Origin of the sequence: Proteiniclasticum aestuarii, from assembly GCF_017368455.1 — a bacterium.
In the GTDB taxonomy this organism is placed as follows: domain Bacteria; phylum Bacillota; class Clostridia; order Clostridiales; family Clostridiaceae; genus Proteiniclasticum; species Proteiniclasticum aestuarii.
Map to the genome: position 1 here is coordinate 150,909 of NZ_JAFNJU010000004.1, position 26,316 is coordinate 177,224.

At 48.6% G+C, this 26,316-nt stretch carries 18 protein-coding genes; 1 reads left to right on the forward strand and 17 read right to left on the reverse strand.

All coding sequences use genetic code 11. From position 1 onward, the window contains the following. Positions 1-95 precede the first annotated feature (95 nt). From J3A84_RS06765 to glmS, 16 genes are all read right to left on the reverse strand, one after another. Complete coding sequence (locus J3A84_RS06765; RefSeq protein ID WP_207599244.1) at positions 96-1,688, reverse strand: NAD(P)/FAD-dependent oxidoreductase; 1,593 nt, start codon at positions 1,686-1,688, stop codon at positions 96-98. 47 nt (positions 1,689-1,735) lie between these two features. Further along, the gene (locus J3A84_RS06770) at positions 1,736-3,019 is read right to left on the reverse strand and encodes a CdaR family protein (protein WP_207599245.1); all 1,284 of its coding nucleotides are present in this window, start codon (positions 3,017-3,019) and stop codon (positions 1,736-1,738) included. Beyond that, complete coding sequence (gene cdaA / locus J3A84_RS06775; RefSeq protein WP_207599246.1) at positions 2,986-3,837, reverse strand: diadenylate cyclase CdaA; 852 nt, start codon at positions 3,835-3,837, stop codon at positions 2,986-2,988. Before cdaA ends, J3A84_RS06770 begins: the two co-directional genes overlap by 34 nt. Before the next feature lie 233 nt (positions 3,838-4,070). Continuing rightward, positions 4,071-4,385: a thioredoxin gene (gene trxA / locus J3A84_RS06780; RefSeq protein ID WP_207599247.1), complete on the reverse strand. Its 315-nt coding sequence runs from the start codon at positions 4,383-4,385 to the stop codon at positions 4,071-4,073. Between the two features lie 128 nt (positions 4,386-4,513). After that, positions 4,514-4,948: a DUF1801 domain-containing protein gene (locus J3A84_RS06785; RefSeq protein ID WP_207599248.1), complete on the reverse strand. Its 435-nt coding sequence runs from the start codon at positions 4,946-4,948 to the stop codon at positions 4,514-4,516. Positions 4,949-5,085: 137 nt separating this feature from the next. Beyond that, positions 5,086-5,304 carry a hypothetical protein gene (locus tag J3A84_RS06790; RefSeq protein ID WP_207599249.1) on the reverse strand — a complete coding sequence of 73 codons (219 nt, stop codon included), beginning with the start codon at positions 5,302-5,304 and terminating at the stop codon, positions 5,086-5,088. 140 nt (positions 5,305-5,444) lie between these two features. After that, on the reverse strand, positions 5,445-7,061 hold the full coding sequence (gene ptsP, locus J3A84_RS06795; RefSeq protein WP_207599250.1) for a phosphoenolpyruvate--protein phosphotransferase: 1,617 nt from the start codon (positions 7,059-7,061) through the stop codon (positions 5,445-5,447). Between the two features lie 64 nt (positions 7,062-7,125). Then, positions 7,126-7,701: a citrate lyase holo-[acyl-carrier protein] synthase gene (citX, locus tag J3A84_RS06800; protein WP_207599251.1), complete on the reverse strand. Its 576-nt coding sequence runs from the start codon at positions 7,699-7,701 to the stop codon at positions 7,126-7,128. A 342-nt stretch (positions 7,702-8,043) separates the two neighbouring features. Beyond that, a complete protein-coding gene (locus tag J3A84_RS06805; RefSeq protein ID WP_207599252.1) occupies positions 8,044-8,640 on the reverse strand; it encodes a class I SAM-dependent methyltransferase in 597 nt (198 codons plus the stop codon). A gap of 4 nt (positions 8,641-8,644) precedes the next feature. Further along, positions 8,645-11,008: a DEAD/DEAH box helicase family protein gene (locus J3A84_RS06810; protein ID WP_207599253.1), complete on the reverse strand. Its 2,364-nt coding sequence runs from the start codon at positions 11,006-11,008 to the stop codon at positions 8,645-8,647. 165 nt (positions 11,009-11,173) lie between these two features. Further along, positions 11,174-11,740, reverse strand: a complete 567-nt coding sequence (locus tag J3A84_RS06815) for a Fe-S-containing hydro-lyase (protein WP_207599254.1) — start codon at positions 11,738-11,740, stop codon at positions 11,174-11,176. Further along, complete coding sequence (locus tag J3A84_RS06820; protein WP_207599256.1) at positions 11,740-12,582, reverse strand: fumarate hydratase; 843 nt, start codon at positions 12,580-12,582, stop codon at positions 11,740-11,742. The genes J3A84_RS06815 and J3A84_RS06820 overlap by 1 nt, the downstream gene beginning before the upstream one ends. Positions 12,583-12,682: 100 nt before the next feature. Then, positions 12,683-13,930 (reverse strand): methylaspartate ammonia-lyase, encoded by a 1,248-nt coding sequence (locus tag J3A84_RS06825; protein ID WP_207599258.1) that lies wholly within the window; start codon positions 13,928-13,930, stop codon positions 12,683-12,685. Continuing rightward, on the reverse strand, positions 13,930-15,390 hold the full coding sequence (locus tag J3A84_RS06830; protein WP_207599259.1) for a methylaspartate mutase subunit E: 1,461 nt from the start codon (positions 15,388-15,390) through the stop codon (positions 13,930-13,932). The genes J3A84_RS06825 and J3A84_RS06830 overlap by 1 nt, the downstream gene beginning before the upstream one ends. A gap of 9 nt (positions 15,391-15,399) precedes the next feature. After that, positions 15,400-16,791, reverse strand: a complete 1,392-nt coding sequence (glmL, locus tag J3A84_RS06835; RefSeq protein WP_342590946.1) for a methylaspartate mutase accessory protein GlmL — start codon at positions 16,789-16,791, stop codon at positions 15,400-15,402. A gap of 2 nt (positions 16,792-16,793) precedes the next feature. Further along, positions 16,794-17,225, reverse strand: a complete 432-nt coding sequence (glmS, locus tag J3A84_RS06840) for a methylaspartate mutase subunit S (RefSeq protein ID WP_207599261.1) — start codon at positions 17,223-17,225, stop codon at positions 16,794-16,796. A 562-nt stretch (positions 17,226-17,787) separates the two neighbouring features. Between glmS and J3A84_RS06845 the strand changes: the two genes are divergently transcribed. After that, complete coding sequence (locus J3A84_RS06845; protein ID WP_207599263.1) at positions 17,788-18,726, forward strand: P1 family peptidase; 939 nt, start codon at positions 17,788-17,790, stop codon at positions 18,724-18,726. Positions 18,727-18,862: 136 nt separating this feature from the next. On the opposite strand, the gene J3A84_RS06850 is transcribed toward J3A84_RS06845, so the two are convergent. Then, positions 18,863-26,302 carry a SpaA isopeptide-forming pilin-related protein gene (locus J3A84_RS06850; RefSeq protein WP_207599265.1) on the reverse strand — a complete coding sequence of 2,480 codons (7,440 nt, stop codon included), beginning with the start codon at positions 26,300-26,302 and terminating at the stop codon, positions 18,863-18,865. Between the last annotated feature and the right edge of the window lie 14 nt (positions 26,303-26,316).

The window sequence follows — 26,316 nt, forward strand, 5'->3', positions numbered from 1 at the left end:
TCTCATTTTCTGACCATTTATCGGATTTTTAATGCGAAATTGTCAAAAATGAGTGATTCAAGATAGTCCTGATTTTTCTATGTTTATTGAATATACTATATATCTAAAGGCTGGTACTTACTGATCACCGCTTCCGCGATTTTCAGTCCATCCACCGCGCTGGAGATGATACCGCCCGCATAACCGGCCCCTTCCCCTGCAGGATACACGCCTCGAACTTGAGCACTCTGCAAGCTTTCGTCTCGGACGATTCTCACGGGAGAGGAGGTTCTGGTCTCCACACCGGTCATGATGGCGCCATGCCCAGTGAATCCTTTAATCTTCCTGTCAAATTCCGTAAGTCCTGTCTTTAATGCTTCCGTGATGGCAGAAGGAAAGAGTGCGCCCAGATCGGCAAACTTCACCCCCGGCATGTACGTAGGGAGTACCTCTCCGAAGGAAGTACTCATACGCCCTTCCAGAAAATCCTCCACCTTCTGGACAGGTGCATGATAATTGCCACCGCCCATCTGGAATGCCCTGGTCTCCAGGGCTCTCTGAAAGCGGATCCCATCCAGCGGGTGCGGACCATAGTCTGTTGGTGTCACAGAAACCACCACGGCGGAATTGGCGTTTCTTCCATCTCTTGCATGGTAGCTCATGCCGTTGACCGCAAGCATGCCCTCCTCGCTGGATGCCGGAACCACCAGGCCCCCTGGACACATGCAGAAGCTGTAGACCCCTCTGGCGTCCTTTGCCTTGGCCGTGAGTGAATACTCTGCGGCTTTGAGCTTCGGATTCAGATGCACGCTGCCATACTGGCTTTCATTGATTCTCCACTGCAGATTCTCCACACGCACACCCACAGCCATGGACTTGGCGATCATGGTGAATCCCCTGTCAAAAAGCATGTCATAGGTATCCCTGGCGCTATGGCCTAAAGCCAGCACCAGCACTTCACAGGGAATCTTCTCTTTGTTCGCTGTGATGGAAACCACTTTTCCGTTTTTTACTTCAATGTCTTCCAGTTTCGTCTCGAACCGGACTTCCCCGCCAAGGGCGATGATCCTTTCTCTGATGTTCTTCACCACGTCCTTCAGAAGGTCCGTGCCCACATGAGGTTTGGCCTGGAAGGAGATTTCCTCCGGTGCTCCGGCTTCCATGAGCTTTTCAAGAACCTCTCGCACGCGGATGTCCTTGATCCTCGTGGTGAGCTTTCCGTCTGAATAGGCGCCTGCTCCCCCTTCTCCGAACTGGATGTTCGAAGACGGATCCAGTATCCCCTTCTCCATGAAAAGATCCACGGCGCGGTCTCTTTTTTCAATTTCCTGTCCTCGTTCAATGACCAGGGGGCGATACCCTTCCTCCGCCAGCTTCAGCGCCGTGAAGAGTCCGGAAGGACCCAGTCCAACCACCACAGGGCGCACGCCAAGCTTTTCACTTCCAGGCACGACCTTTTCCGGTTCCTTCTCTTCGTAAAAGGAGACATTTCTATGTCTTGCTTTCCGGAGCACTTCCTGTTCACGCTCTGTTCGGACCAGAATGCTGTAGACGAATTTCAGCGGCTCTTTTCGCGCGTCCACAGATTCTTTTACAATCCGTATTTCTCTGATCTCCTCTTCTGAGATTTTCAGCATTTTCGCCGTTTTTCTCACAAGATCCTCTTTCTCTTCCTCTAAATGCAGTTCCATGTTATTGATTTTAATCATCTGTTTTCACTCCAAAAATGGAAGCCCGAAGGCTTCCACTTATATATCTAAGGGGTTTCAGTATTGGTCGGGGTCTCTTCCTCCGGCGGCTGTTCCTCCGGATTCTCCTCTGGAGGTATTTCATTTTCATCTCGGATGATTACCGTGATGGTCTCCGGCGTCGTGGTGACCAGACCGATATTTTCCGGCAGTCCGATCTCAGGTGTGATTTCATGTTCTCCCGCTTCCAGACCCGAAAGATCGATTTCCACGGTGATGCCCGCTTCTGTCAGTGCTTCCAGTGGGTCCTGTGGTCCACTGACCACCACCTCCACCGTATCAGAACTGAACTCTGCAACAAGACCCTCCGCCAGTCCAAGGACCGAAATGCTCTTCTCAAGGGTCCTCGATTCGTAGGCTCTGACTTCAAAGGACACCGTTGCGGTGCTTCCGCCGTTGATGGAGATGATTCCATCTGGAATCACGAGATTCTGTATGACATCGGTGGTCTCCGTGAGACTGGACAGATCAAACTCCGCCGTTCTGATTTCATTTACCTGTTCCAGCAGTCCATCCGGTCCTGCAATGAGGAGTTCTCCCGGTGCCACGGAGCTGCCCAGAAGTTCGTATCCTTCTCCGATTTCTCCTGAGGTGTCAATGACAACCGGCACGGTCTTTGTTTCAAAGACCTCCACATTGACTTCCACATAGAGCGGAGAAACTATCACATGATTCACCTCATTCCCGTTCTCATCGATGGGCACAAGGGATATGATTTCCTTATAGTCGATGTCCAGATTCTCTCTGCTTCCTCTCGCTGCCAGTGCAGTGACTCTGTTGACATACTCCGCAGGTCCTTTCACCGTGGCCGAGCTCGGATTGAATGTGATGCCGGCAACAAAATGTTCTTCCGTAGCCACTGCCTCATATTGAGATACGATGGTCACTTCTCTTTCCAGATAATCATCCAGATAGATGATGGCTTTCACATTGCTGCTGGGGGTCACATCGATATCCGAAGGATAAGAGGTGATCTCGATGGGCACTTCATTGGGACCTGCCTTCAAGGCGATATCATCCAGGTCTGCAATGACCCTGAAATTACTGGCCACACTTCTGTATACTTCCGATGCGGGTCCTTTCACAGTCAAGGTCACCATCACATCCTGGTTGGGAAGAAGGGCCAGATTCTGCTCATCGATGTTTTCCAGATTCTCCAGCCTTACGGGCACATTATAGACCCTCATGGTCTTGATGGGATTCTCCACATTGATGATGTAGATCCACAGACTGAAGGAAAGAATCAGGCTGATGATTTTCAGGAGGATGTCCGATCCTTTTTGCTTAGCCATTGATCCATCCTCTCCTTCCATGTCTGTTTTTTCTGAATCTTGCTGGTGAGTATCTTCACCAGAATCTTCTGCAGTCTGTCTCTGTCATAGTTTCTTACGAGCTTTCCATTCAGCGCCAGAGAGATGGTACCCGTTTCCTCGGAAACGATGAGTATCAGAGAATCCGACACCTCACTCAGTCCCAGAGCCGCTCTGTGTCTTGTACCCAGTTTCTTGCTGATATCCTTGTTGGTGGTCAGTGGAAGCACGCATCCCGACGACATGATACGGTCTCCACGAATGATGGTGGCTCCGTCATGCAGAGGGGTATTGGGCACAAAGATATTCTCCAGCAGAGAGGTGGAGACCAGCGCATCGATTCTGATTCCCGTTTCGCTGATGTCACCAAGACCTGTGTCCTGCTCTATGACAATCAGTGCTCCCGTTTTCGTCTTGCTCAGATTGTCCATGGCCGCCACAATCTCATTGACCACCTTGGTCAGGATATCCGTATCCCGCAGCACCCTTCGGTCGCTGAAGGCGGAACGTCCGATGTGTTCCAGCATTCTTCTGATTTCAGGCTGGAAGATGATGACCAGGGTCAGTACTCCGATGGTAATGGTCTTTGAAATGATGGTGTAGACCATGGTGAGGTTGAAAATATAGCTTATGGGGATTAGAAGCAGTATCAGAATAATTCCTCTAAGGAGAAGCTCCGCTCTCGTTTCAATGATCAGCTTATACATTCTGTAGATGAGATAAGCAACGATCAGGATATCAATGACGGATGAAATGTTGATATTTCGAACGGTATTCAGTATGGTATTGAGCGTTTCCAACATGCACCTCCTCCTTTTCCACATATTTGTGTCAATATACCTAAATTATACAATATAAAGGGCATCTGTTGTGCACAATTTCAGCTTTTTCCAGATTTATTCATGAATTCGTCTGCGAAATTCAGAATTCATTCTGCAAATTTTAAGTTTTGCCATGCTCTCTTTCTCCGTTAGGTTCTCTTCCTCCTGAAAAAATGCAGAAAACCCGAAGACTGCACTCCGGGTTTCACATTCTACTTATTCTTTTCGATGAACGCTCTGATCTCTTCCTTTGGTCTGAAGCCCACAAGCTGTCCTACGATATTGCCGTTTTTAAACGCCAGCAAAGTCGGGATGCTTGCCACTCTGTATCTTGCTGCCTGCTGCGGATTCTCATCCACGTTCAGCTTTACAAATTCCACATCATTTATTTCATCATTCAGTTCTTCAAATAAGGGTGCCAGCATCTTGCAGGGTCCACACCATGGTGCCCAGAAATCCACAAGAACCAGATTCTCATTTTTCAGTACTTCCTGCTCGAAGCTTTCTCCATTTACTGCCTTAATCATTTCTTTCCTCCTCAAAACATTATACTACCCATTATACACATTCTCTCTGTTTTTTGTAGGGGCGAAGATAAAAAATAACCCATATTTCACTTCCCAGTAAAAGAGATTCCCGCTCCCGGGCCTATTCATCAGCCTTCGCTTGTTTCGTAATTTTCCTTCATATAGGCCATGGTTGTCCGGATCATCTTTTCAAGTTCTGACAGGTCGATATCACTGACCTTCTTCACGTAGATGCAGGCTTTGCCCATCTTGAACTTGCCCAGGTTCTCCAGAAGATACGCATGCTCCTCCATCCCCGTATAGGTATAGAGACTGATGGCGGATTTTCGAGGGGAGAATCCGATGAGCGGCCAGTCCCCTTCCTGCCTGCTGCGCTGGGATTTGTAGTGATACTGTCCGAATCCGATGATGCTCTCTCCCCACATGACAGGTTTGTATCCTGTAATCTTCTCCATTAATTCAAGAAGGAAGAGACTATCCTTCACCTTCTGCTCTCCCTCTGCGAAAGCATGGATGAACTCCACCACGTCTCGATCGTTTTTCTGCGTCTTAAGCGCTGCCATTTTACACCTCCATGGTAAATAGTTCCATTTTATTCCATTTATACATTAAGTACTCAATAAATCATTTTCCATTACCTGATGAGCTAAACGTTTACATATCCTGCACGAAGAACCTTTTAAAAAGGTTCCCGTTCTCCCTAGAGAGAATCTAGCCACTCCTGCGCTTTCACCTTCAGAATCTGGGTAATCTTCTCCTCACTGTAAGGACTTTCTGCTCCACCTCTCTGAAGAAGAACATATCTGTTGTTTCTCGTCCTGTAGAGAATTTCCTCATATCCTTTAGGATCGCCATAGTAGCCATGTGTCACTCTTCTCAGTTCCGTCGCTGTTTCCAGGTTCGGTGTCTTCTTTACCATGGTTCATCCTCCTTTCCAATTCGGATAATCCATATTATACCACCCTTCACGAAATTCTTCAAAAGGCTGGATTCCCAGCATCTTTGATGATTCCAGGAAGGCGTAAGAAAAGCCGGCTTCCGCCGGCTTAAAAGGATTTTCTATTTCTGCTCCAGAATGACCTGTTTCGCTCTCAGCATAGAGGAAGCGGACATGGAGAACTCGTCCAGCCCATATTCCACCAGGGTTGGAATGGCGGTTTCATCTCCTGCCATTTCTCCGCACATGCCTACCCACTTTCCCTGTGAGTGAGCACCATCTATGGTCATCTTGATCAGTCTCAGCACTGCTGGATGCATCGGATCGTAAAGGTAGGATACCTTTTCGCTCATTCTGTCAGCTGCCAGTGTGTACTGAATCAGGTCGTTGGTGCCTATGGAGAAGAAGTCCACATGCTTTGCCAGCTCATCCGCCATGACAGCCGCTGCTGGAATCTCCACCATGATGCCCCATTCGATGGAGTCACTGACTTCCTTTCCTTCCGCCTTGAGTTCCTTCGTGCATTCTTCCACAATCTCTTTGGACTTCTGGAACTCATCCAGGGAAGATACCATAGGGAACATGACTTTGAGGTTTCCATATACGGATGCTCTTAATAATGCTCTCAGCTGAATCTTGAAGATGTCTGTACGATCCAGACAGAGTCTGATGGCACGATAGCCCAGGAACGGATTCATTTCGTTTGGCATGACCAGATAAGGAAGCTGTTTGTCTCCGCCGATATCCAGGGTTCTGATGACAACAGGCTTGTTCTCCATCTTTTCCAGTACATATTTATAGCTTTCAAACTGCTCTTCTTCCGTGGGCATTTCTTCCCGGTCCATGTAGAGGAACTCGGTTCTGAAAAGACCGATGCCGTCTCCACCATTTTCCAGTACCTTGTGCACATCTTCAGGTTTTCCGATGTTGCCTGCCACTTCTATTCTCTTGCCGGATTTCGTCACCGCTTCCACTTCGATAAGTTTCTTCAGTTCTTCCTTCTCCTTGTTGTGTGCTTCCTGAAGGGCAATGAACTTTGTCACTGTATCATGGTCCGGATCGATGTATACTCTTCCTTCAATACCATCCACGATGAGGATATCCCCGTTCTTCACCACTTCCGTGATGTCCTTCAGTCCCACCACCGCAGGAATCTCAAGGGTTCTTGCCATGATAGCACTGTGGGAGGTTCTTCCGCCCACATTGGTCAGGAAGGCTATGACCTTTTCCTTATCCAGCTGCGCGGTATCTGATGGTGTCAGATCGTCTGCCACCACGATGGTGTTGTTCTCCTGAATGAGAATGCTGTCTTCGATGCCTGCCAGATTGTTCATGAGACGTTTGGAAACGTCCTTGATGTCTGCTGCTCTTTCTCTCATATACTCATCATCCATGGACTCGAATATGGCTACGTAATTTTTCATCACATCATTGGTTGCCTTGATCGCGTTGCTGCCGTTGTTATCAATCTCCGCTTCGATTCCACCCATGAATTCGGGATCATCGAAGAACATCAGATGCGCATCAAACACCATGGCTTTTTCCTCGCCCATGGACTCGAATGCTTTCTTTCTGATTTTCTCCAGCTGGGTTTTTGAAGCCTCTGCTGCTCTTCTGAGGCTTTCCTTCTCCGCAGCCACATCCGTCACTTTTTCATCTGTGATCTTCAGTTCCTCATGCTTCTTGATAAATGCCTGTCCTATGGCATATCCTCTTGACGCCGGTATTCCAATTTTCATATTAACCCTCCAAAATAAATTTGCTGTAGTGCGCTATATATTGTCTTGAAATTATTTGGTAGCCTTATTCTTTGTTTCTGATGTACTCCTTCACTCGTTCTTCCATGAAGGCAATGAGCTCTTCCACGGAATGCGTCTTGTTCTGACTGCATTCCTTGGCGGATTTGTCGCAGAGAAAACACTTTCTGGGTTCATAATGCAGTTCGAACCTTGTGATGGCGTATTCTTCATCAATGTCATAGACATCAATATCCACAAACCTGCCCAGCTCATGATTCTGCTCGATGAAGACCGCATTCTCCTTCAGAGTTCTGGCATCTCCGCTCAGGACATAGAACGTGGTAGGACCTTCCGGTGTATCATAGGTTTCTTCCGCAAGCATCTTATCATGAAAAAACGCATCAAAGGTCTTCCCGATTTCTTCGATGACAAACCTTGTGGTCTCGTTGTTCTTCAAAATACCAGGATAATTGGCCCGTATGGTGATGACCGGCAGATTGTAGGTATGATGCAGCTTTTCAATGGTCTCACATTTTTTCACACGATAATTCACAAGCTTCTCGTACATTTCCTTTGTCATCTTCGGATGAACCTGTTTCACAGGCATGACAAACGTCTCATTTGTTTTCTTATTTTCCAAGTGATCTTCTCCTTGCTCTTATACATGAATTCCAACAGCAGAATATTGTTTCCGCAGGAAAACAGCCAGTAATTCCGTAAGCTCAGTTCAGTCTTTCCAAATAAGCGGTTCTTCCATCAAAGCGTTTCAGAACACTCCGTTTCTTTCATTATATCACAAGAGAAACAGGGAATTTTCCAATTATTTTGAAAAAAAGAAATCACCAAAGGAAACTAAATCTTCCCCCCGGTGATTTCAGTGCATACAGAATAATTCTTCTTATGAATAGTTTACCGAACAATCCGACCTTAATCAAGGTGTCTTCTATCTATATAGGAAGAAAATGTTTCAGTGCATTCTCCATTACCCTTTCAGCCGGATAATTGCGGTAGACCACATTTCATCTTTCCTGTCTTCACGTACATCCTCTGTGGTGTAGAGATGAAGAATCTCATAGTCTTCTGCTTCCACAATCATATCCTGCAGCGATTCCAGTGTATGACAGAAGAACCTTCTTCCGTCTTTCTCATAACTTCCTTTTCCGTATTTGAAGGACATGAAGAAAACGCCCTCATCATGAAGAAACCGCTTATACCGAAGAAGGACCTCTCTCTGCTTTTTTTCGTCTATATGAAGCAGGGAAGCACAGGCCCATATGCCATGAGCCTTCTCCGATGGTTCAAACTCCAGAAAATCACAGTGGATGACCGGAACCCCTGAATGTCTTTCTGCGATTTCCACCATTTTCTCGGAATAATCGAAAGCTTGAACCCTGTACCCTTTCTCTTTGAAGTGCTTCACGTCTCTGCCCGATCCGCAACCTGCATCGATGATGGTCCCTCCTTCTGGGATGTAGGGAAGGAACTTCTCATAGTGCGCACTCATATCCGCGGTTAGCGTCCCTTCCACGAAGAGATCTGTATGTTTGTCATAATAATCGATTGTATGCTTGTAACTCATCTTTCTACCCCTTGATAAAACTTCTTGCAAAATAACGCTCTTCCAGCATTTCAAGTATGTCGTACATGTGCGATGCCAGATCCTCACTCAAGCTTTCCTGTATACGGTCATTAAAAAGAAGACACTGAATTTCCCTGTCGTGAATCAGGAGTTTTTTGGTGAGAAAGCGCACCGGCATCTCCAAGGCTTTTTTCAGATAGTCTTTCTGTGTCCATGTTCTCCAGTTCTCATTTCCTCTGTTCATTTCAAGATCCATCGCTCGTCTTGGATTGGATGTGTAAAATCTCATGAAATAATCCCCCAGCTCCTCATAGGACACTGTACCATCATTTTCCGTCAGTGCAAGCAGAACGGGAATCTTATAGGACCTGGACATGGAGGTTTTTTCCATTTTTCGAAGAAACCCTTCTACCTCTGTACCTATCCAGCTCTCCTCGACTTCATTGAGCTCTCCGATGGAATAAAGATACTTCAGATACCCATCTCTCATGAACTCTTTATGGTCCATATCAGAACCTGTGAATAGATCGGTTCTGGTGGGTCTTCTTCCAAGGTCGGCTTTTAATCTGTAGAACTCATCTCTGAGTCTTACCGCAAGGGGATCTCTTTTCTGCATTTCCTTGAACAGATCGATGACCCGAAGATCAAAGGTCACCTGGCACCCTACAGGATAACCCAGATCTTCCGGATGAACCCCTCTCTTCTCGCTCAGCATGGGATTCTTCCCCGCGAGAAGAAGCGGTTTATAATGGGCTCTTTTGTAGTTTCCGATGAAGTCAATGACAGTCAGCCTTTTCTTATCTTCATGTTTTCTCAGTCCTCTGCCCAGCTGCTGAAGAAACACCACATAGGATTCTGTCGGTCTGAGAAACATCACCGTATCGATCTCTGGAATATCCACACCTTCATTGAAGATATCCACTGTGAAAAGCACACGGATCTTTTTCTCTCTGAACTTTTCCACAATAATCTCTCGGTCTGACTGTCCGATTTCCATACTGCTGTGCATCGCCTCAGCAACGACTCCTTTCCTTCTGAAAAAAGCGGCCATTTCCTCAGCATGCCCGATGGAAGCGCAGAAGCCGATGGTATGGGCTCCCCCGTAATCCTTGTACTTATTATACACTTCCTCGGATCTCTCGTGGAGTCTGTAGGCCTTTTCCAGATCGTCCATGACATATTTTCCGTTCACAGATTTCACCTGACTGTAGTCCACCAGGTCATAGACGCCCAGATAGCGATAAGGGCATAGAACATCTCTGTTGATGGCAGAGGACAGGTTCAGTTCATAGATCATATTATTCTCGCATAAGGCAAGAATATCCTGATTGTCCATTCTATAGGGCGTGGCTGTAAGGCCAAGGAGAAACCTGGGACTGAAGTAGTCAAGGACTTTTCTGTAGCTGTCCGCAGCGGCATGATGAAATTCATCCACAATCATATAGTCAAACTGATCTGGCTGGAAATACGGAGATTTCAGATACTCTTCCCTGGAAAGAGTCTGCACACTGGCAAAAATGAAATCCGCATCCGGATCCTTCCACTGACCATTGAAGAGCGCCATGCTTCTGTCCGGATGAACATTTCTGAAACTTTCCATGGCCTGCTTGAGAATCTCTTCCCGATGGGCGATGAAAAGCACTTTCGAAGCACCAAACTGTTTCGCATCAAAGGCACCGATATAGGTTTTTCCTGATCCTGTGGCTGCTGCCACAAGTCCTCTCTCTACCCCTTCTTTTCTTGCTAAGTCCAGCTCATAGAGGGCTTCACTCTGGATCCCCCTTGGTTCAATCCGGGTAATCTCCTCCGCATCCCCTTTTTCATCGGACTCCGCTTCTCTGATGTATGCGGTTTTCTTCCAGCTGGCAGAATACCTTCTGAGAAAATCCATATCCATTTCATAGGACTCCTTCTCAAACAGTGCATCAAAGGAAGATTCGAACCTTTCCACTGATTCTTCATCATATTTCTCATCGATGATATAGTTCCATTCCAGTCCCAAGACAAGTCCCATCCGTGAGATATTGGATGAACCCACATAGACGCGCCTTCCCTTCTCCTCTCGGATGAAATAGCCTTTGGGATGAAAGGAGTTCTTCCCCGTATAGATTCTGATTTCCCCCCTATCCTGAAGCAGATTCTTCAGTCTGTAGAGTGCAGAGGGCTCTGTAATCCCAAGGTAGGTTCCTGTAAGAATCTCTATTCGGGCTCCCCTATTCAGCGCAGTCGCAATGCTCTCTTCTATGAGCTTCACACCGGATTCCATGATGAAGGATACGATGATCTTAATCGTATCCGCGCATCTCATATCCTCATTCAGAGACTCAATCAGATCTTCGTTTCTCCCTGTATATACTCTGCTTTTCATGTTCTCTCCCTTATTCTCCCGTGATTCAGTGACAATCATCATATCTTATGAATATTCTAGCATATTTCTCTTCACAGGAAGATGGGAATTGAAATATATTCTCTCTATGATTGAATCCATGAAAAGAAGCCTGTCAAAAGCGACAGACTTCTCGAGTTACATATATTATCTTTCTTCTCTCTTCCAGTTGAGATATTCATCTCTTCCGATCTCATAGAGATCTTTTCCCTTGCTGTCGATGATCACCGTCACCGGGAAATCCTTCACTTCCAGCTTTCTGATGGCTTCCGGTCCCAGCTCCTCATAGGCGATGGTCTCCTGAGAAAGGATTCTCTTCTTGATGAGGGCACCCGCACCTCCGATGGCAGCGAAATACACTGCGCCATGCTCCGTCATCTTCCTCTTCACTTCATCGTTTCTCTTTCCTTTGCCGATCATGCCCATGAGGCCCAGATCCAGAAGCCTTGGTGTATAGGCATCCATGCGAAGGCTTGTGGTGGGTCCTGCGGAACCGATGACTTCCCCTTCTCTTGTGGGCGTCGGTCCCACATAGTAGATCACTGCGCCCTGGATGTCAAAAGGCAGCTCTTCTCCACGATCCAGCCTTTCCATGAGCTTCTTATGGGCCGCATCTCTGGCCGCATAGATGGTCCCTGAAATGAGCACATTGTCTCCAGGTCTCAGGTTCTCCACGTCTTCTTTTCTTAAAGGTGTCGTAAGTCTCACTTCCATTATAGAACAACCTCCTTATGTCTTGTGGCATGGCAGTTGATGTTCACCGCCACGGGAAGACCAGCGATATGGGTGGGATAATACTCGATGGCCACTTTCAGCGCAGTGGTCTCTCCGCCGAAGCCCTGGGGTCCGATGCCCATGGCATTGATCTTCTCCAGAAGCTCCTTTTCCATATCCGCATAGTAAGGATTCTCGTTGTATTCTTCCAGTCTTCTCATGAGGGCCTTCTTCGCAAGAAGCGTGGATTTGTCGAAGGTTCCGCCGACGCCTACCCCAACCACCATTGGTGGACAGGCATTGGGACCCGCCAGCTCAACAGTCTCCAGAATGAATTCCTTCACGCCTTCCACCCCTTCAGAGGGTTTCAGCATCTTCAGCCTTGACATGTTCTCGGAACCGAATCCCTTGGGCGCCACCATGATCTTCAGCTGATCTCCAGCCACCAGGCTGTAATGGATGACCCCTGGCGTATTATCACCGGTGTTCTTTCTGTTCAGAGGATCCGCCACCACGGATTTCCGGAGAAAGCCCTCTTCGTAGCCTTCACGGATTCCCTGATTGATGGCATCCTCCAGAAGACCGTTTTCGATATGGACCTCCTGTCCGATCTCCACAAAGACCACCACCATGCCCGTATCCTGGCACATGGGCGCCATGTCTCTTTCAGCGATCTCGGCATTTTCGATGATCATGCCTAAGGTGTTGGTTGCAAGGATCCACTTCTCTTTCTTCTTCTGCTCTCTTAAAGAGGCCATGACATCCTCCGGCAGAAAAAAGTTCGCATCCATGACGAGTTTCTTCACTTCTTCGGTTACGCGCTTTGCGTCTATGCTCTTCATAATAATTTCCACCTTTTTTCGTTCATTACTTCCTATTATACAGGAAACGCCGCCATTTTCCGGACAAAAGTCCGGCATGTGCGGCATCTAAATCTATTCCCTAGTTTTCCTGTCTTCTCTTTGCCAGAGCCAGCACTCTGTTCATTTCATTGTTGACGATCATGAATCCTTCGTCAAAGCCCATGCCCGGTTTTGCCAGGACCTGCTTTGCACCGCAGGCGATGCCGATGTTGGTGCAGACCTCTGCACTTCTGTTGGTTTCGTTGCATGTGCCGCCCAGGTATGCGCCCACACCCTTGTCCTTGCAGTAGAGGATGGCCTTGATGGAATTGTTCACGCCGCCAAGGTCCGGTGTCTTCACCTGAATCATGTGTCCTGCCTTATTGTCAGCAAAATACACCACATCATCGAAGGTGTTGCACCATTCATCCGCAACCAGCTCCACCTTGATGTCCCGGTCATCCAGCATCTTGGTCAGGTCTCTTAACGCTTCCATCTGCTTCGTTCTTTCGCCCACATCCATAGGTCCTTCGATTCTGAGAAGGAAAGGCTTCGCCGCTTCCTCCAGCGTCTTCAGGTAATCCGCCATCTTTTCAAGATCCTGATGGAAGATCCTGCCGATGGTGCCATAGACATCGATGTGGAAGATCGGATCATAGGATTCCTCGCTTCTGTACTGAAGCACACGGTCTCTCATCCACTTGACGTAATTCAGAAGAATCTCCCCGTTTTCGCCCAGCTTTTCTTTGACGTTGTTGATCAGTGCATGGGGCATCACATCGGTGCCCTTGATGATCATCTTGTCCACATTGGTGTATCTATCGTCTCCGCTCTGTGCGAAGATCGGAACACGCTGCAGTGTAACGCCGGTTCCGTATTCCTTCTTCACCACTTCCGCCATGGTCATGCGGCTTGATTTCGCAGCAGCATCCAGAAGGGCCTGGGTGACGCCATAACGGATGGCGGTATGCAGTCTTCTGTTTTCATAGACCAGGCTGTCGATCTCTTCTGCCAGATGCTTGAAGGTGGATGCATCCTTTCCGATGAGATGCTTTCTTGCCACATCTTCTATGACAGGGATGAAATCCTTGGCGATGAAAAGAGGGTCTCTTCCGCCTGCACCGGAGTACTGCACGGCAGCGCAGTCTCCATGGGCGATTTCTCCGTTTTCCAGAATCAGCATGACGGAGATGCTTTCGCCTGGCAGACGAATGGCATCGAATCCTTCCGTCTCCGGCTCTCCCACATACATGAATCCGTCATGACCGGCACCATTGACAATGGCACGCTGGTCGTCGAAATAAAACCCTGTTCTGCCTTCTGAACACACTATATCTACAATTTTCATTATTTCTTTTCCTCCGGTCTGCCGATGAGGTTTCCTTTACCCACAGCAAAAATATCGTCTACAGTCATCTGGAATGTCACATCTCTTTTTTCGAACTGTCCTCTTTCCACAAGCTTCGCCTTGTTGAAATCGATGATGTCCTTGGTGAAGGGGATGTTTCCGGTCATCAGGTATCTCACGGCACCTGAATTGTCTCTGGCCGGCATCATCTTGCCTGCATTGTACTTGGATGGTGCGAAGGGAATATCCACAATGCCGAGCTTGAAGGCTTCCACCGTTCCACGGGCAAAGTCTCCTTTTCCTACTTCATAGACACTTTCCAGCATACATCTGGTCTCGGCCTTGATGATGTTGATCTCTGTCTGGAGCTCCGGACTCATGGGCATTCTCTGCCCTTTCAGCATATTCAGCGTCATGATGGTGTCTCGGATGCCCTGGGCATTGGCTTCCATGGTAGGAATACCGATGGCTTCATGGGGAGTCTTCACGATGACCTTGGTGGCACCGGCCATGGCCGCTGTGGCAGCACCTACGGATATGACACCGAAAGCCTTGGCTTCATCCGCCGGGAATCCGCCCATCCACTGATGGAATACCGTGGTGACGAAGACATCGCTGTAGCCGAAACGCTTCAGGTATTCTTCCGTCTGCTCCTCCAGCGCACGGATGGCTGCAATGTCCTGTACCATGTTGCCGCACTGTCCATAGCCCACGGTGACATTCTTCACGCCCTGCTCTGCTGCAAGAAGCGCTTCCAGAATGGCCACTGTATTGGAGATGGAGGGTGGAACGAGGGTTCCTGTCAGGGGACCGAAAGGTTCACGGTTCAGCTCGATGCCCTGCTCTTCATACCATCCCGTGAGTCTGTCGCAGTACTGCCAGTCTCTGATGGTCTTTTCCATGGAAACACTCTTGGCATAAGGAATGTTATAGCTGATTCCGCCTCCTTCGTTGGATGTCCAGCCGGAAGCGGTGATGATTTCACTTAAAAGACGGGCATCCGGTGTGCCATGTCTTGCCTGAATGGGATTCTTGATGGACTCATAGACTTCTCTGCATCCCTTGACGCCATGATTCACCGCAGGGAATCCGTTCAATAGAGAACGTCCTGCTTTCAGAGATTCATCTATACCGATCTGACATTCATTGTACCGGTTCTGTCTGGTATAGGAGTCGATGGTGGATGGGAGAAGATCCGCTCCGCCTTCGTCTTCCAGATAGTTGAGCAGCTTGATGTGCTCGCTGATGAGCGCAACACCCGCTCTAGGCTGAGCAAGGGTGACCCCTTCCTCTTTGGCCTTCCTGAGCTTCTTGGCAAAGTTCTTTTCATCGGGCACCTTCTTCAGATACTCCACTGCTTCCTGAAGATCCACTTCACTGCCTGTAGGCCAGTGGGTGAGCACCTCTTTTCTGATTCCAAAAAATTCTTCTTCGGTGAGTTTTTTGTTTCTTAAGTCCATTTTTTTCTCCTAACATTCCACAATATATTTCTTGAGCATTCTTAACGCTTTTTCTTCATCCACCATGGCCAGTAGGCCTAAGGCGGACAGGACATACTTTTCATCCAAGAGATACTTCGGATGTCTTGGCTTCAAAGATTCCAGGTCCTCTTCATGGAAAAGTCCCGCTTTCAGGATATCCTTGGGATTCTTGGAATTGACAATGACGCCCCCGGTCCCCACCAGGTAGGGAAGCTCCATGAGATCCTTTCCTTCCTGGGAATACATCATTCCCAAGGGGGAGTAGACCTGAGTCACAGTCCCTGCATGTCTTTTCATGGAGATGTCCACGCAGATTTTCGCCATGACCTCGTCAAAGGCGATGTCTTCTTCCTTTGTCGGTACAAAATCCGTATGCCGGCTTCGATAGTCAAATTCCTTCCCCACATCGATGTCCGACAGGTTCTTTAGCTGGTGTCTCCTCAGGTATCTTTTTCCTGCTGCCTCATACAGAGACAGAGCAGAATAACGCATCCCCAGATCCCCTTCCACCGTTCGCTTGGCGACAGGCTCCTCCAGTCCTCGTAAGATGACGGAGGGCTTGCTGGGTGCCCCCTCACAGATGGTATGCACATCCGTCGTGGCGCCCCCGATGTCGATGACGGCGAGATCCCCGATGCCGTCTTCATCCCTGGTGCCTTCACTGAGCACTTCAGCCGCTTTCAGAACCGCAGCTGGTGTGGGCATGAGAATGCCGCTGATGAACTCCTTCACATGGGACATGCCTCTGGCCTTCACGATGTTCTCCATGAAGATCTTACGGATGGTTTCTCTTGCTGGCTCCACATTGATGTTGTTGAGGCTTGGCATGACATTCTCCGTAATATGGTAGTTCATGTGTCCCTCAAAGATGTCGATGATCTCATCATTGCAGCTCTTGTTTCCGGCAACCACGATGGGCACCTTGATATCCCCGTCTCTGAGCATCCTTGCATTATGCAGAATCACATCCGTGTTTCCACCATTGGTTCCACCTGCAAGGAGGATCATATCCGCCCTGGACTCTCTGATCTTCTTCACTTCACTTTTATTCATCTTGAAGCTGAAGACATCGGTGACCCTCGCTCCGGCACCCAATGCCGCTCTTTTGGCCGCCTCCATGGTCAGTTCCGGAACCAGTCCTATGGCCACAATTTTTAACCCGCCTGCAGCAGATGAGCAGGCGAGTTTTTTTGTGAATTCTATTCCATTATCCAGTCTGGTCACAAGGTCCTCATAGGCCTTTCTGTAACCATCCATTACGTCTGTTTCCACTGTTGTATATGATTTTGCTGTAGCAAGAATAACATCTTCCTCTGCACTTACTGCTGTCAGTTTTGTATACGTGCTCCCAAAATCAATAAATAGAAATGCTTCCATCATTCTTATGCTCCAATTGCCGCCTCAAGTAAACCCAGGTCTTCCTGAAGATCGTTTAATGCTGTCTCTACAGATGTTCCGGGTGGATAAACCCTGTCGAATCCCATCTGGATGAATCTCTTCTTCACTTCGCTGAAATCCTGTTTTCCTACAACGATGTTCCCGCCGACATATAATTTGATGCCTTCAAGACCCGCTTCGTCGCATTTTTCTCTCATGCCTCTGCAGTCAATTTCGCCGTGTCCGTAAAGAGAAGATACCATGATCACTTCTGCATTGGTTTCAATGGCTGCGTTGATGAAATCTTCCTGTGGAGAAAGAACACCAATATTGACCACACTATATCCTGCTTCAGTCAGTGAATAATCCAGGATCTTGTTTCCTACTGCATGACAGTCAGCACCTATGACGCCTAGAACGATAGTTTTTTTACTCATGTGTTTTGTACACTCCTTATAAGTGAATGATTATTATAATTTCCATGTAGTCGGTTAAAACGATTTCCACTTTCATCCTGCATACGTTTCCTGCAAGAATTCCGCTTCTTTCACCCCTTCTATACCCTAATAATAGCACAGTTTTATCAGGAATCAACCCCTCCAGGAAATCCGAAAACCCTTGAAAACACAAGGATTCCATAATCATACATCCAATTGGAAGCCATCAGAATTCCACTCCTGCTCCATATGAATCTTTCCTTCCGGAAACTTTCATTTTCAGCACTTTATGAATGAAAACCTGCATTAAACGTTATCATTCTGCAACTCAAACCGCCAACTTATGCAGAGCTCATGTTATAATTATTCGATTATATTCCACTTTTATGCATAAAAATTCACAATTATTTTTATAAAATATTTTTCTAACTTTGCACTTCTTAATAAAGTCTTAACACGTAGGCTCCATGAAAGGATACGAATCCAAAGTACTCTATGCTATGATGAAATTAACATTTCAGAGAAACCTGCAGTCCGATGCAGGATCAGGAGGGAGCAGTTCATGAAACAGATCAATATACAGGATATCCAGGGATTTCATATCGGAAACAGCGAAGACCCCTACAAAGGAACCGGCGTAACCGTCATTCTTTCTGAAGAAGGTGCCACCCCCGGGGTCGCAGTGAGGGGCGGCGCACCCGGCACGAGGGAAACGGATCTCATCCGATCGGAAGAGATGATCGAGAACATACACGCTGTGGTCCTGGCGGGCGGAAGCGCCTTCGGACTGGACGCCGCTTCCGGCGTCATGGCCTATCTCGAAGAGAAGGACATCGGTTTTGACACGGGATTTTCAAAGGTCCCCATCGTGCCCGCAGCGGTTCTCTTTGATCTTGGCTATAAGGACCCGAAAAGAAGACCTGATAAGGCCATGGGCTATGCTGCGTGTAAAAATGCATTGGACAGAAATTACCGGGACGGCTCGTATGGGGCCGGAACCGGAGCCACCGTGGGTAAGATTCTGGGACCAGGCAGCGCCATGAAGTCTGGGATCGGCTCCTACGCTGTGGAGATCGGACCTGTGAGAATCGGAGCAGTGGTGGCCGTCAATGCCTTTGGTACCATATATGAGGGAGAAAAACCCCTGGCAGGACCCCACAGAGACGGTGAAATCCTGAGTACGGAGGATTTCATGGTTCAGGGCATGGAAGCCTCCTTTAAAGGTAACACCACCATCGGGTGCATCCTGACCAATGCTTCGCTTTCCAAAAGCCAGGCGAACAAGCTGGCCTCCATGAGTCATGACGGATATGCCAGAGCCATCCGACCTGTGCATACCATGGTGGATGGAGATACCATCTTCGTCATGGCCTCGGGAAAGGAGGAGGCGGATTTCAATCTCCTTGGCACCCTTGCTTCCATGGTCATGGAAAAGGCCATCCACGCTGCGGTGAAAAGCGCTACCTGTGATAGGCTGAAAACCCATGGAGATTTTCTCTAGAAGACTCTTCTGAAATCATGCTTCACGGCAGAATCAGACGAAAAAGGAAAATGCAGACCATTCAATCAAGATGGTCTGCATTTTCTTTTTTCGATTCAAAGCTTCATATTATTGCCGGCCTTTCAGGTTCTGCCGCCTACGCTCTTTTCTTCTGTTTCATCAGATAAGAGAGGCCTGCAGCGATGAACAGCATACCCAGTATTCCCGGAAGGAATCCTGAATCCTTGGAACCAGCACTGGGCAGATTGCCCACATTTTCCTCCTCCGGCATTTCCTCGTTGACCACAGTCACGCTGATGGCTTCCGGCTCTCCTTTATGAGAGTCCTTGATGTCAAAAGCATGCTCGGTTTCACTGAGGCGATATCCTTCAGGAGCTTTGGTTTCCACCAGCACATAGCTTCCTGGCTTAAGCCCAGTTACCACGATTTCACCAGCCGAATCACTGACAAGCTTTTCTCCGTAGATGTTTCCGCTGGAATCACTCAGACGGAATTCAGCGCCTGCCAGAGGTTTCCCTTCTTCATCCACTTTACGGATCGTCAAGGCTCCCTGATGGTTCACAAATACGCCAAGATCCACCGCTTCGGGCTTGCCTAAAAGGGTACTTTCAATGGTAAAGGTCAGCACGGTCTCATTTCGTATGTATCCTGAAGGTGCTTCCACCTCATTCATTGAATAGTTTCCAGGTGCCAGACCTTCCACACGGATGGATCCATCGGCATCCGATTCCACCGTAGCGATCAGGTTTCCTTCACCGTCTCTAATTGTAAAGACGGCTCCTTCCAGACCCAGTCCTTCTGCATCGGTTTTCTTCAGGAATACGACTCCCTTATAGTTTACCGCATCTCCTGCTCTTATCACTTCAGGCTCTCCGAGCGCTTCCGCCAGAACCGTAAAGTCATAGATCGTCTCATCCAGAATGAATCCTTCTGGTGACTGCACTTCCTTCAGGGTGTAATTCCCTGGTGCCAGTCCATCGATGCTGATTTCGCCTTCTGCATCCGTCGTGTATGTATCCAGAACCTCGCCTTCAAAGCTCAGTGCAAAGACTGCACCTGCCAGAGCGTTGCCTTTTTCATCCGTCTTCATCAGCATCACCTTGCCCTGATAATTGACCAGGGTTCCTGCATCTACTGTTTCAGGTTTTCCTACTGCCTGTGCATGGATCGTAAAGGTCAGGGCATAAAGGTTTCGGATATGCCCTTGCGGCGCGCTCACTTCTCTGAATTCATAGTTTCCAGGTGAAAGATTATCCACCCGGACCTTTCCTTCTTCGTCGGTGAGGAGCTCGTCTTCTACCAGTTCTCCCCCTTCACTGTACAGTGCAAAGATGGCTCCGCTTAGCGGGGTTCCCTCTTCGCTGGTCTTTATGAGCTCAGCGCTGCCCTTGTAGTTCATGAGGGCACCGGCCTCCACCGTCAGCGGTTTTCCGGAAGCCTCTGCTTCGATTTCGAAAGCAAGAAGCTCCTCATTCAGAAGATATCCTTCCGGTGCCTTCGTCTCCTGGAAGTAGTAGCGTCCTGGTGCAAGTTCTTCCGCAAAGACCTTTCCGTCTTCCTCAGACAGCAGTCCTGTCAGCACAGGTTGCATTTCAGCATTCAGCACCTGGAACTCTGCTCCCGCCAGCGGATTGCCTTCTGCGTCTGTTTTGACCAGCTCTGCACTGCCTTTGTAATTCACTGCAGTGCCTGCTTCCACACGAGCAGGTCTTCCCGCCGCCTCGTTCAGGATGGTGAATGGGATGGCATCGGTATTCAGAAAATATCCTTCCGGTGCCGTCTTTTCCATGAATGCATAGTTACCAGGCATAAGGCCTTCCACCGTGACTTCTCCATTCTCATCGGATGTATAGGTGCCCACCAGCATACGGTCCATGTTCTCTCCAGACAGAATCTGGAACAGTTCAAACACCGCACCCGAAAGTGTTTTTCCTTCTTCATCGGTCTTCAGAAGAAGTACCGCTCCTTTGTAGTTGATAAAATCTTCCAGCACGATGAGCTCAGGGATGCCCTTTTGTTCTTCAGGAATGATAAACCCTACAGACTCTGTGTTTCTCAGGTATCCTTCCGGTGCCTGTACTTCCGTCAGGGTGTATTTCCCTGGCACCAGTCCATCGATGCTGATTTCGCCTTCTGCATCCGTCGTGTATGTATCCAGAACCTCGCCTTCAAAGCTCAGTGCAAAGACTGCACCTGCCAGAGCGTTGCCTTTTTCATCCGTCTTCATCAGCATCACCTTGCCCTTATAATTGACAAGGGTTCCTGCATCTACTGTTTCAGGTTTTCCTTCTGCCTGTGCATGGATTGTAAAGGTCAGGGCATAAAGGTTTCGGATATGCCCTTGCGGCGCGCTCACTTCTCTGAATTCATAGTTTCCAGGTGAAAGATTATCCACCCGGACCTTTCCTTCTTCGTCGGTGAGGAGCTCGTCTTCTACCAGTTCTCCCCCTTCAGTGTACAGTGCAAACACGGCTCCGCTTAGCGGGGTTCCCTCTTCGCTGGTCTTCATCAGCTCGGCGCTGCCCTTGTAGTTCATGAGGGCACCAGCCTCCACCGTCAGCGGTTTTCCGGAAGCCTCTGCTTCGATTTCGAAAGCAAGAAGCTCCTCATTCAGAAGATATCCTTCCGGCGCCTTCGTCTCCTGGAAGTAGTAGCGTCCTGGTGCAAGTTCGTCCGCATAGACCTTTCCGTCTTCCTCAGACAGCAGTCCTGTCAGCACAGGTTGCATTTCAGCATTCAGCACCTGGAACTCTGCTCCCGCCAGGGGATTGCCCGCTGCGTCTGTTTTGACCAGCTCTGCATTGCCTTTGAAATTCACTGCAATCCCCGCTTCCACACGAGCAGGTCTTCCCACCGCCTCGTTCAGGATGATGAATGGGATGGCATCGGTATTCAGAAGATAGCCTTCCGGCGCCGTCTTTTCGATGAATGCATAGTTTCCGGGTGCAAGACCTGACACCATGACTTCTCCATTCTCATCGGATGTATAGGTGCCCACCAGTATGCGATCCATGTTCTCTCCAGTTAATATCTGGAACAGTTCAAACACCGCACCCGAAAGCGCCTCTCCTTCTTCGTTGATTTTTTCAAGAATCACAGACCCCTGATAGTTCTCTTTGTGTCCGGCGCTGACTACTACAGGTGTTCCTTCGGCGCTTGCAGAAATGATAAAGGGAATGGGTGTCGGCTCCAGCACATATCCTGCTGGCGCTTTGGTTTCAATGAAACTGTAGCTGCCAGGGGCAAGACCGCCCACGTAGAGCCGTCCATCTTCACCGGTAACCAGACCTGTCTTTACAATCCTGTTTTCAGTATCGACAATCTTGAATTCAGCGCCTTCTAGAGGATTTCCGAATTCATCGGCCTTGTACAGCCTTACAGCACCCTGATGGTTGATGAATGTGCCAAGGTCAAACACTTCCGGTCTGCCCTGCACGCTCTCTGGAATCGTGAAGCGGATTTCTTCCGTATTCAGAAGATACCCTGATGGCGCTTTCACTTCTCTGATGTCATAGATTCCCGGTGACAGGCTTCCGATGACCACTTTTCCATCTCCGTCGGAAACAAGGTCTGCACCGATCCGGTCCATGCCCCTGTACAGTTGGAACACTGCTCCCGCAAGAGGCGTTCCATCGCCATCCGTCTTCGTAAATTCGGCCTGTCCTTGATAGTTGGGCACGTCCACTCTAGGCACGTTCTGTGTGCCGTTGGCATTGATCTTTATGGTGAAGCTGTATTTCTGAGGATTCAGTATGTAGCCTTCCGGCGCTCTGGTCTCCTGCAGATAATAGCTTCCTTCCACCAGGTCTGTAAGGGTCAGTCGCCCATTTACGGTAGCCAGATTCTGTAGAAGTAGGGTTCCGTCGCTTGCATAGAGACTGAATCGAGCTTCTCCTTGTATGAGCACACCTGCTTCATTGACTTTTCTCAGATTGATTTTCGTCAGCGCATTGGTATATGCCAGCTCTCTGAACTCCCCGTCATTTTCATGGCTCAGTGTGATGGGCACTCCATTGGCCAGATTTCTGCTGATCACATAGCCTTCCGGCGCCTTTACTTCCTTCAGGAGATATTCTCCTCTGCGAAGGCCTCCGAATCTCACGATTCCTTCTGCGTCGGTGATGCCGCTTCTCAGCAGCTGGGCGCCATCTTTCGTGTAGAGATGGAAGACTGCGCCTTCCAGCACGTTCTGCGTATCGCCTTCGGCGGTTTTTATGATCTTGATGCCGCCTCTGACGCTGGAACCGCCTGCGCCACCTGAGTTCACATTTTTCACTTCACTGCTCACATCACCATCGGTGATCTCTTCTGTGGTGATCCCTTCGGCTGTATAGGCATTTTCGATGGCCTCTCCTTTGCCCACAAGAGGGTCAATATAGGAACTGTATTCCAGAATGTAGGCATCCCTTATGTCATAGCTGAATTTCAGGATAAAGCTCTGCTTCCCGGTCTCATTGTCCGTATTGATCACAAGGTCGTAGTCTACTCCCTCTTCCAGCATCTCCGCTGATTTCGTCACTTCCCCTTTGTCACTGACCACTGTCTTGTAGACTGCAAAGGTGTCTTCCAGTAAAACGGAATTCAGATCCGGATTATCGGTAAGTGTATAATCCTTGATCAGCGACTGGCTTCTGTTCAGATACACCGTCCAGTCCACACGCTCATTGTAGATACCCGTCTGTACACCGGATTTATGTACATACTCTCCTCCACCTGGTACTGTCACCGTAGCTTCCAAGGTGAATCTGTCTCCTCCGTTATGCACTTCGGATGTGTTCTGAACCTGGGCATCTCTAATCCATTCATCGGCAAAGACTGTTCTGAACCGGATGCCGATGGAGGCTTTTGTTCCCAGTAAGGTATCCAGTAGACGAACTTCAAGTTTGTTGCCGTTTCCCGCAGGTTCAAGAACGGTGTAGTCAGCTCCATCCATCGGCGTTTCACCGGTGATGTTTCCCTTGTTGTCCACATTGTAGGTGAAGACCTCCAGAGAACCTTCCACAAGTTTCTGGTGCAGAGGAATCTCATCTAGAATGCTGTAGCCTGCCTTTATGGGCAGTCTTGCATAGTTCGTATGGATGCTCCAGGTGATTTCCTTTGTCTGCGTATTGTAGGATCCATTCTTCACACCATTGGGACCTGTATATCCTGCAGGTGTGACCTTCACTACTCCAGTCTCGCTGTCGTAGGATACGCTGTTTTCCGTCCAGGAGATGGCTCCCTTGTTCCCATAGGTTCCCGTCCCGTCTGCGTTTCTTTCAAAGTGGGTGGTATAGGTCATGGTAAGCGGCTCTTCCACATCTGTAAGAAAGCGCACCGTAAACCCACCGGATGATACACCGAAAACCGGTTCCGTATACTCCAGCATATAGTCCACACCCTTCACATAGGTTCTGGAGGAGCTTTTAATGACCACAGTATCCTCCAGCAGTGTCAGACCATCTCCCGTGAAAGTATCCGTCACCACAAGATTTTCCATGAGATAGCCGTTCTGATTCAGAAGAACCTTCCAGCCGATTTCCTTCTTCTCCACATCATAACCTGTAGAAGATTTGATGACACCTCTCTGGGACCAGCTTCCGCTGCTGCCATCGCTTTTCTCGGTTCCTGTGACTACCCTATTGGTCACACTGCCACTCTTGTCTACAACGCCGGTGCCCTCTGAGCCTAGAAGCCTCGTCTTATATCGGATCTCATAGGCCTGATTTTCCACATCGTTATTGAAGGCCAGTGTAAATCCGTTCATGCCATTCACATTTAAAGTATAGAGGGATGCATCGATGGGTGTTTCTGATACCGTTGCATTCCCACTGGAATTCATGGTCACCGGATAGACGTGAAACGCTCCCTCCATCAGTTCCATGACGCCTCCTGGCGTCCAGGTGTCTGTGATGGTCGCTTGGTCCTTTCCGATGTACTTTTCATTGTAATTGTATCGGATGCTCCAGCTAAGCGTCTGGTCCTCCCACTTATAGTCAGGATTCAGCTTGTCCAGAGCTCTGCCGTACCCACTGGAAACCGTGGAGGATGCTGTATAGCTCTTTCCATCATTTGTCAGCACCGCCTTGTTCCTGAAAGTCTGTGTGCCATCAAACCCTTCTGCAGGCTCGATGATTTCCGTTGTATATCGGATTCTATAGGCTTTTCTGGATTCTTCGTCTGTAAGATTCACAAAAGAGACCTTCGGATTGCCCTGGGCGTCAACAATGAGTTCGTACTTGTCCGCCTCCAGCTTCGCCCCTTCGGTTTTCACACCAGAAGAAGTGACATCCAGCCTGTACACTTCAAGACTTTCCGTCATGAGCTTCATATTGCCTGGAATCACATCGCTGACAGAAGCGTTGACCAGCTTGTCTAAAGAAGTGTTGATGTCTATGCTCCAATAGGCCTCGCTGGCATTATATCCATTATTGTTGATGGTTCCATTCTTGCCTAGAAGTGACCCGCCAAGAGGCTTCACAGGGAAAGACATGATGAAATCAGGATTCACTTCAAAACGGATTTCCTGAATGATGGTCTCATCCATCTTCTCCTCATCCAGTTTCACCTCGAACCAGAAGTGCCCTTCCACATCATCTCCATTGACGCCTTCACTGAATTCGAAACGCACCGTACCGTCTATGGCTACGAACCACTTTCCGATGGAACCCAGTTCTCCGGAGATTCCGCTGACTGGTCTCAGTTCTTCCGGTAGCAGGAACGTGAACGTGTCTCCCGCTTTTACGGTATGATTGTCCACTAGACTGAAATCGAAATACAGCAGTCCGTAATTATCTTTTATATTCAGATCATAGGGCCTGTCCACATCAAAAACGAAATCCTCCGGATTATCCACACTTTCATCAAAGGAGCTGTCGAGAAAATAGATGTTATTGAACAGGAACTGGGCGGAATCGATCTCCGTAGAGCCTGCCTCCGCTGCTTCCATCACAGGAGCATCCTGCTGAAGCTCCTGAGGTTCGTCTTCCTGAACTGGCTCCAGAGGGGATTCCACTGCCCCATCCAAAGCCTCTTCGAAAGAACTGCCTGGCTCTGTGCTGGTTTCGACGGATCCTTCCGGAAGCTGACCCGCTCCGGCTTCTTCGACTAACACATCAAAAGTCTTCGCTTCTTCACCTACAAGAATCCCAAGAGTATGGAGACCAGGCTCCAGCTCTCCCAGACGAACAGGAATCTCCAGTACGCCCTGACGCTGATATTCCTCCTGATCTATCTCCAAAAGAATCTCTTTCCCCTGGATCAGCAGGGTCCCTGCAGAAACATCTTCTTCATCCGCAAAGACTCTCTCTTCCTCTTCAGCACTCAGCTCTTCCGGCAGAATAAGCTTCAAAGACCTTTGAAGGCCTCCTTCACGCGACCCGTAAGCCCACTCAATCTGAAGTAGAAGTTCTTCTCCCGCATCAGCGGAAGATACAGCCTCTCCATCTTCCCGAACTAAAAAAACTGCCTTTACAACGGTACCTGCTTCCTCTTCGCTCATATCTGCAAAGACGCTCACAGGGATTGTAAAGACAAATTGCAGAAGCATTACCGCCGCAAGAAACACTGCGCTGAATTTCCTGAATTTCAATCTCATTTTATTCCTCCTCG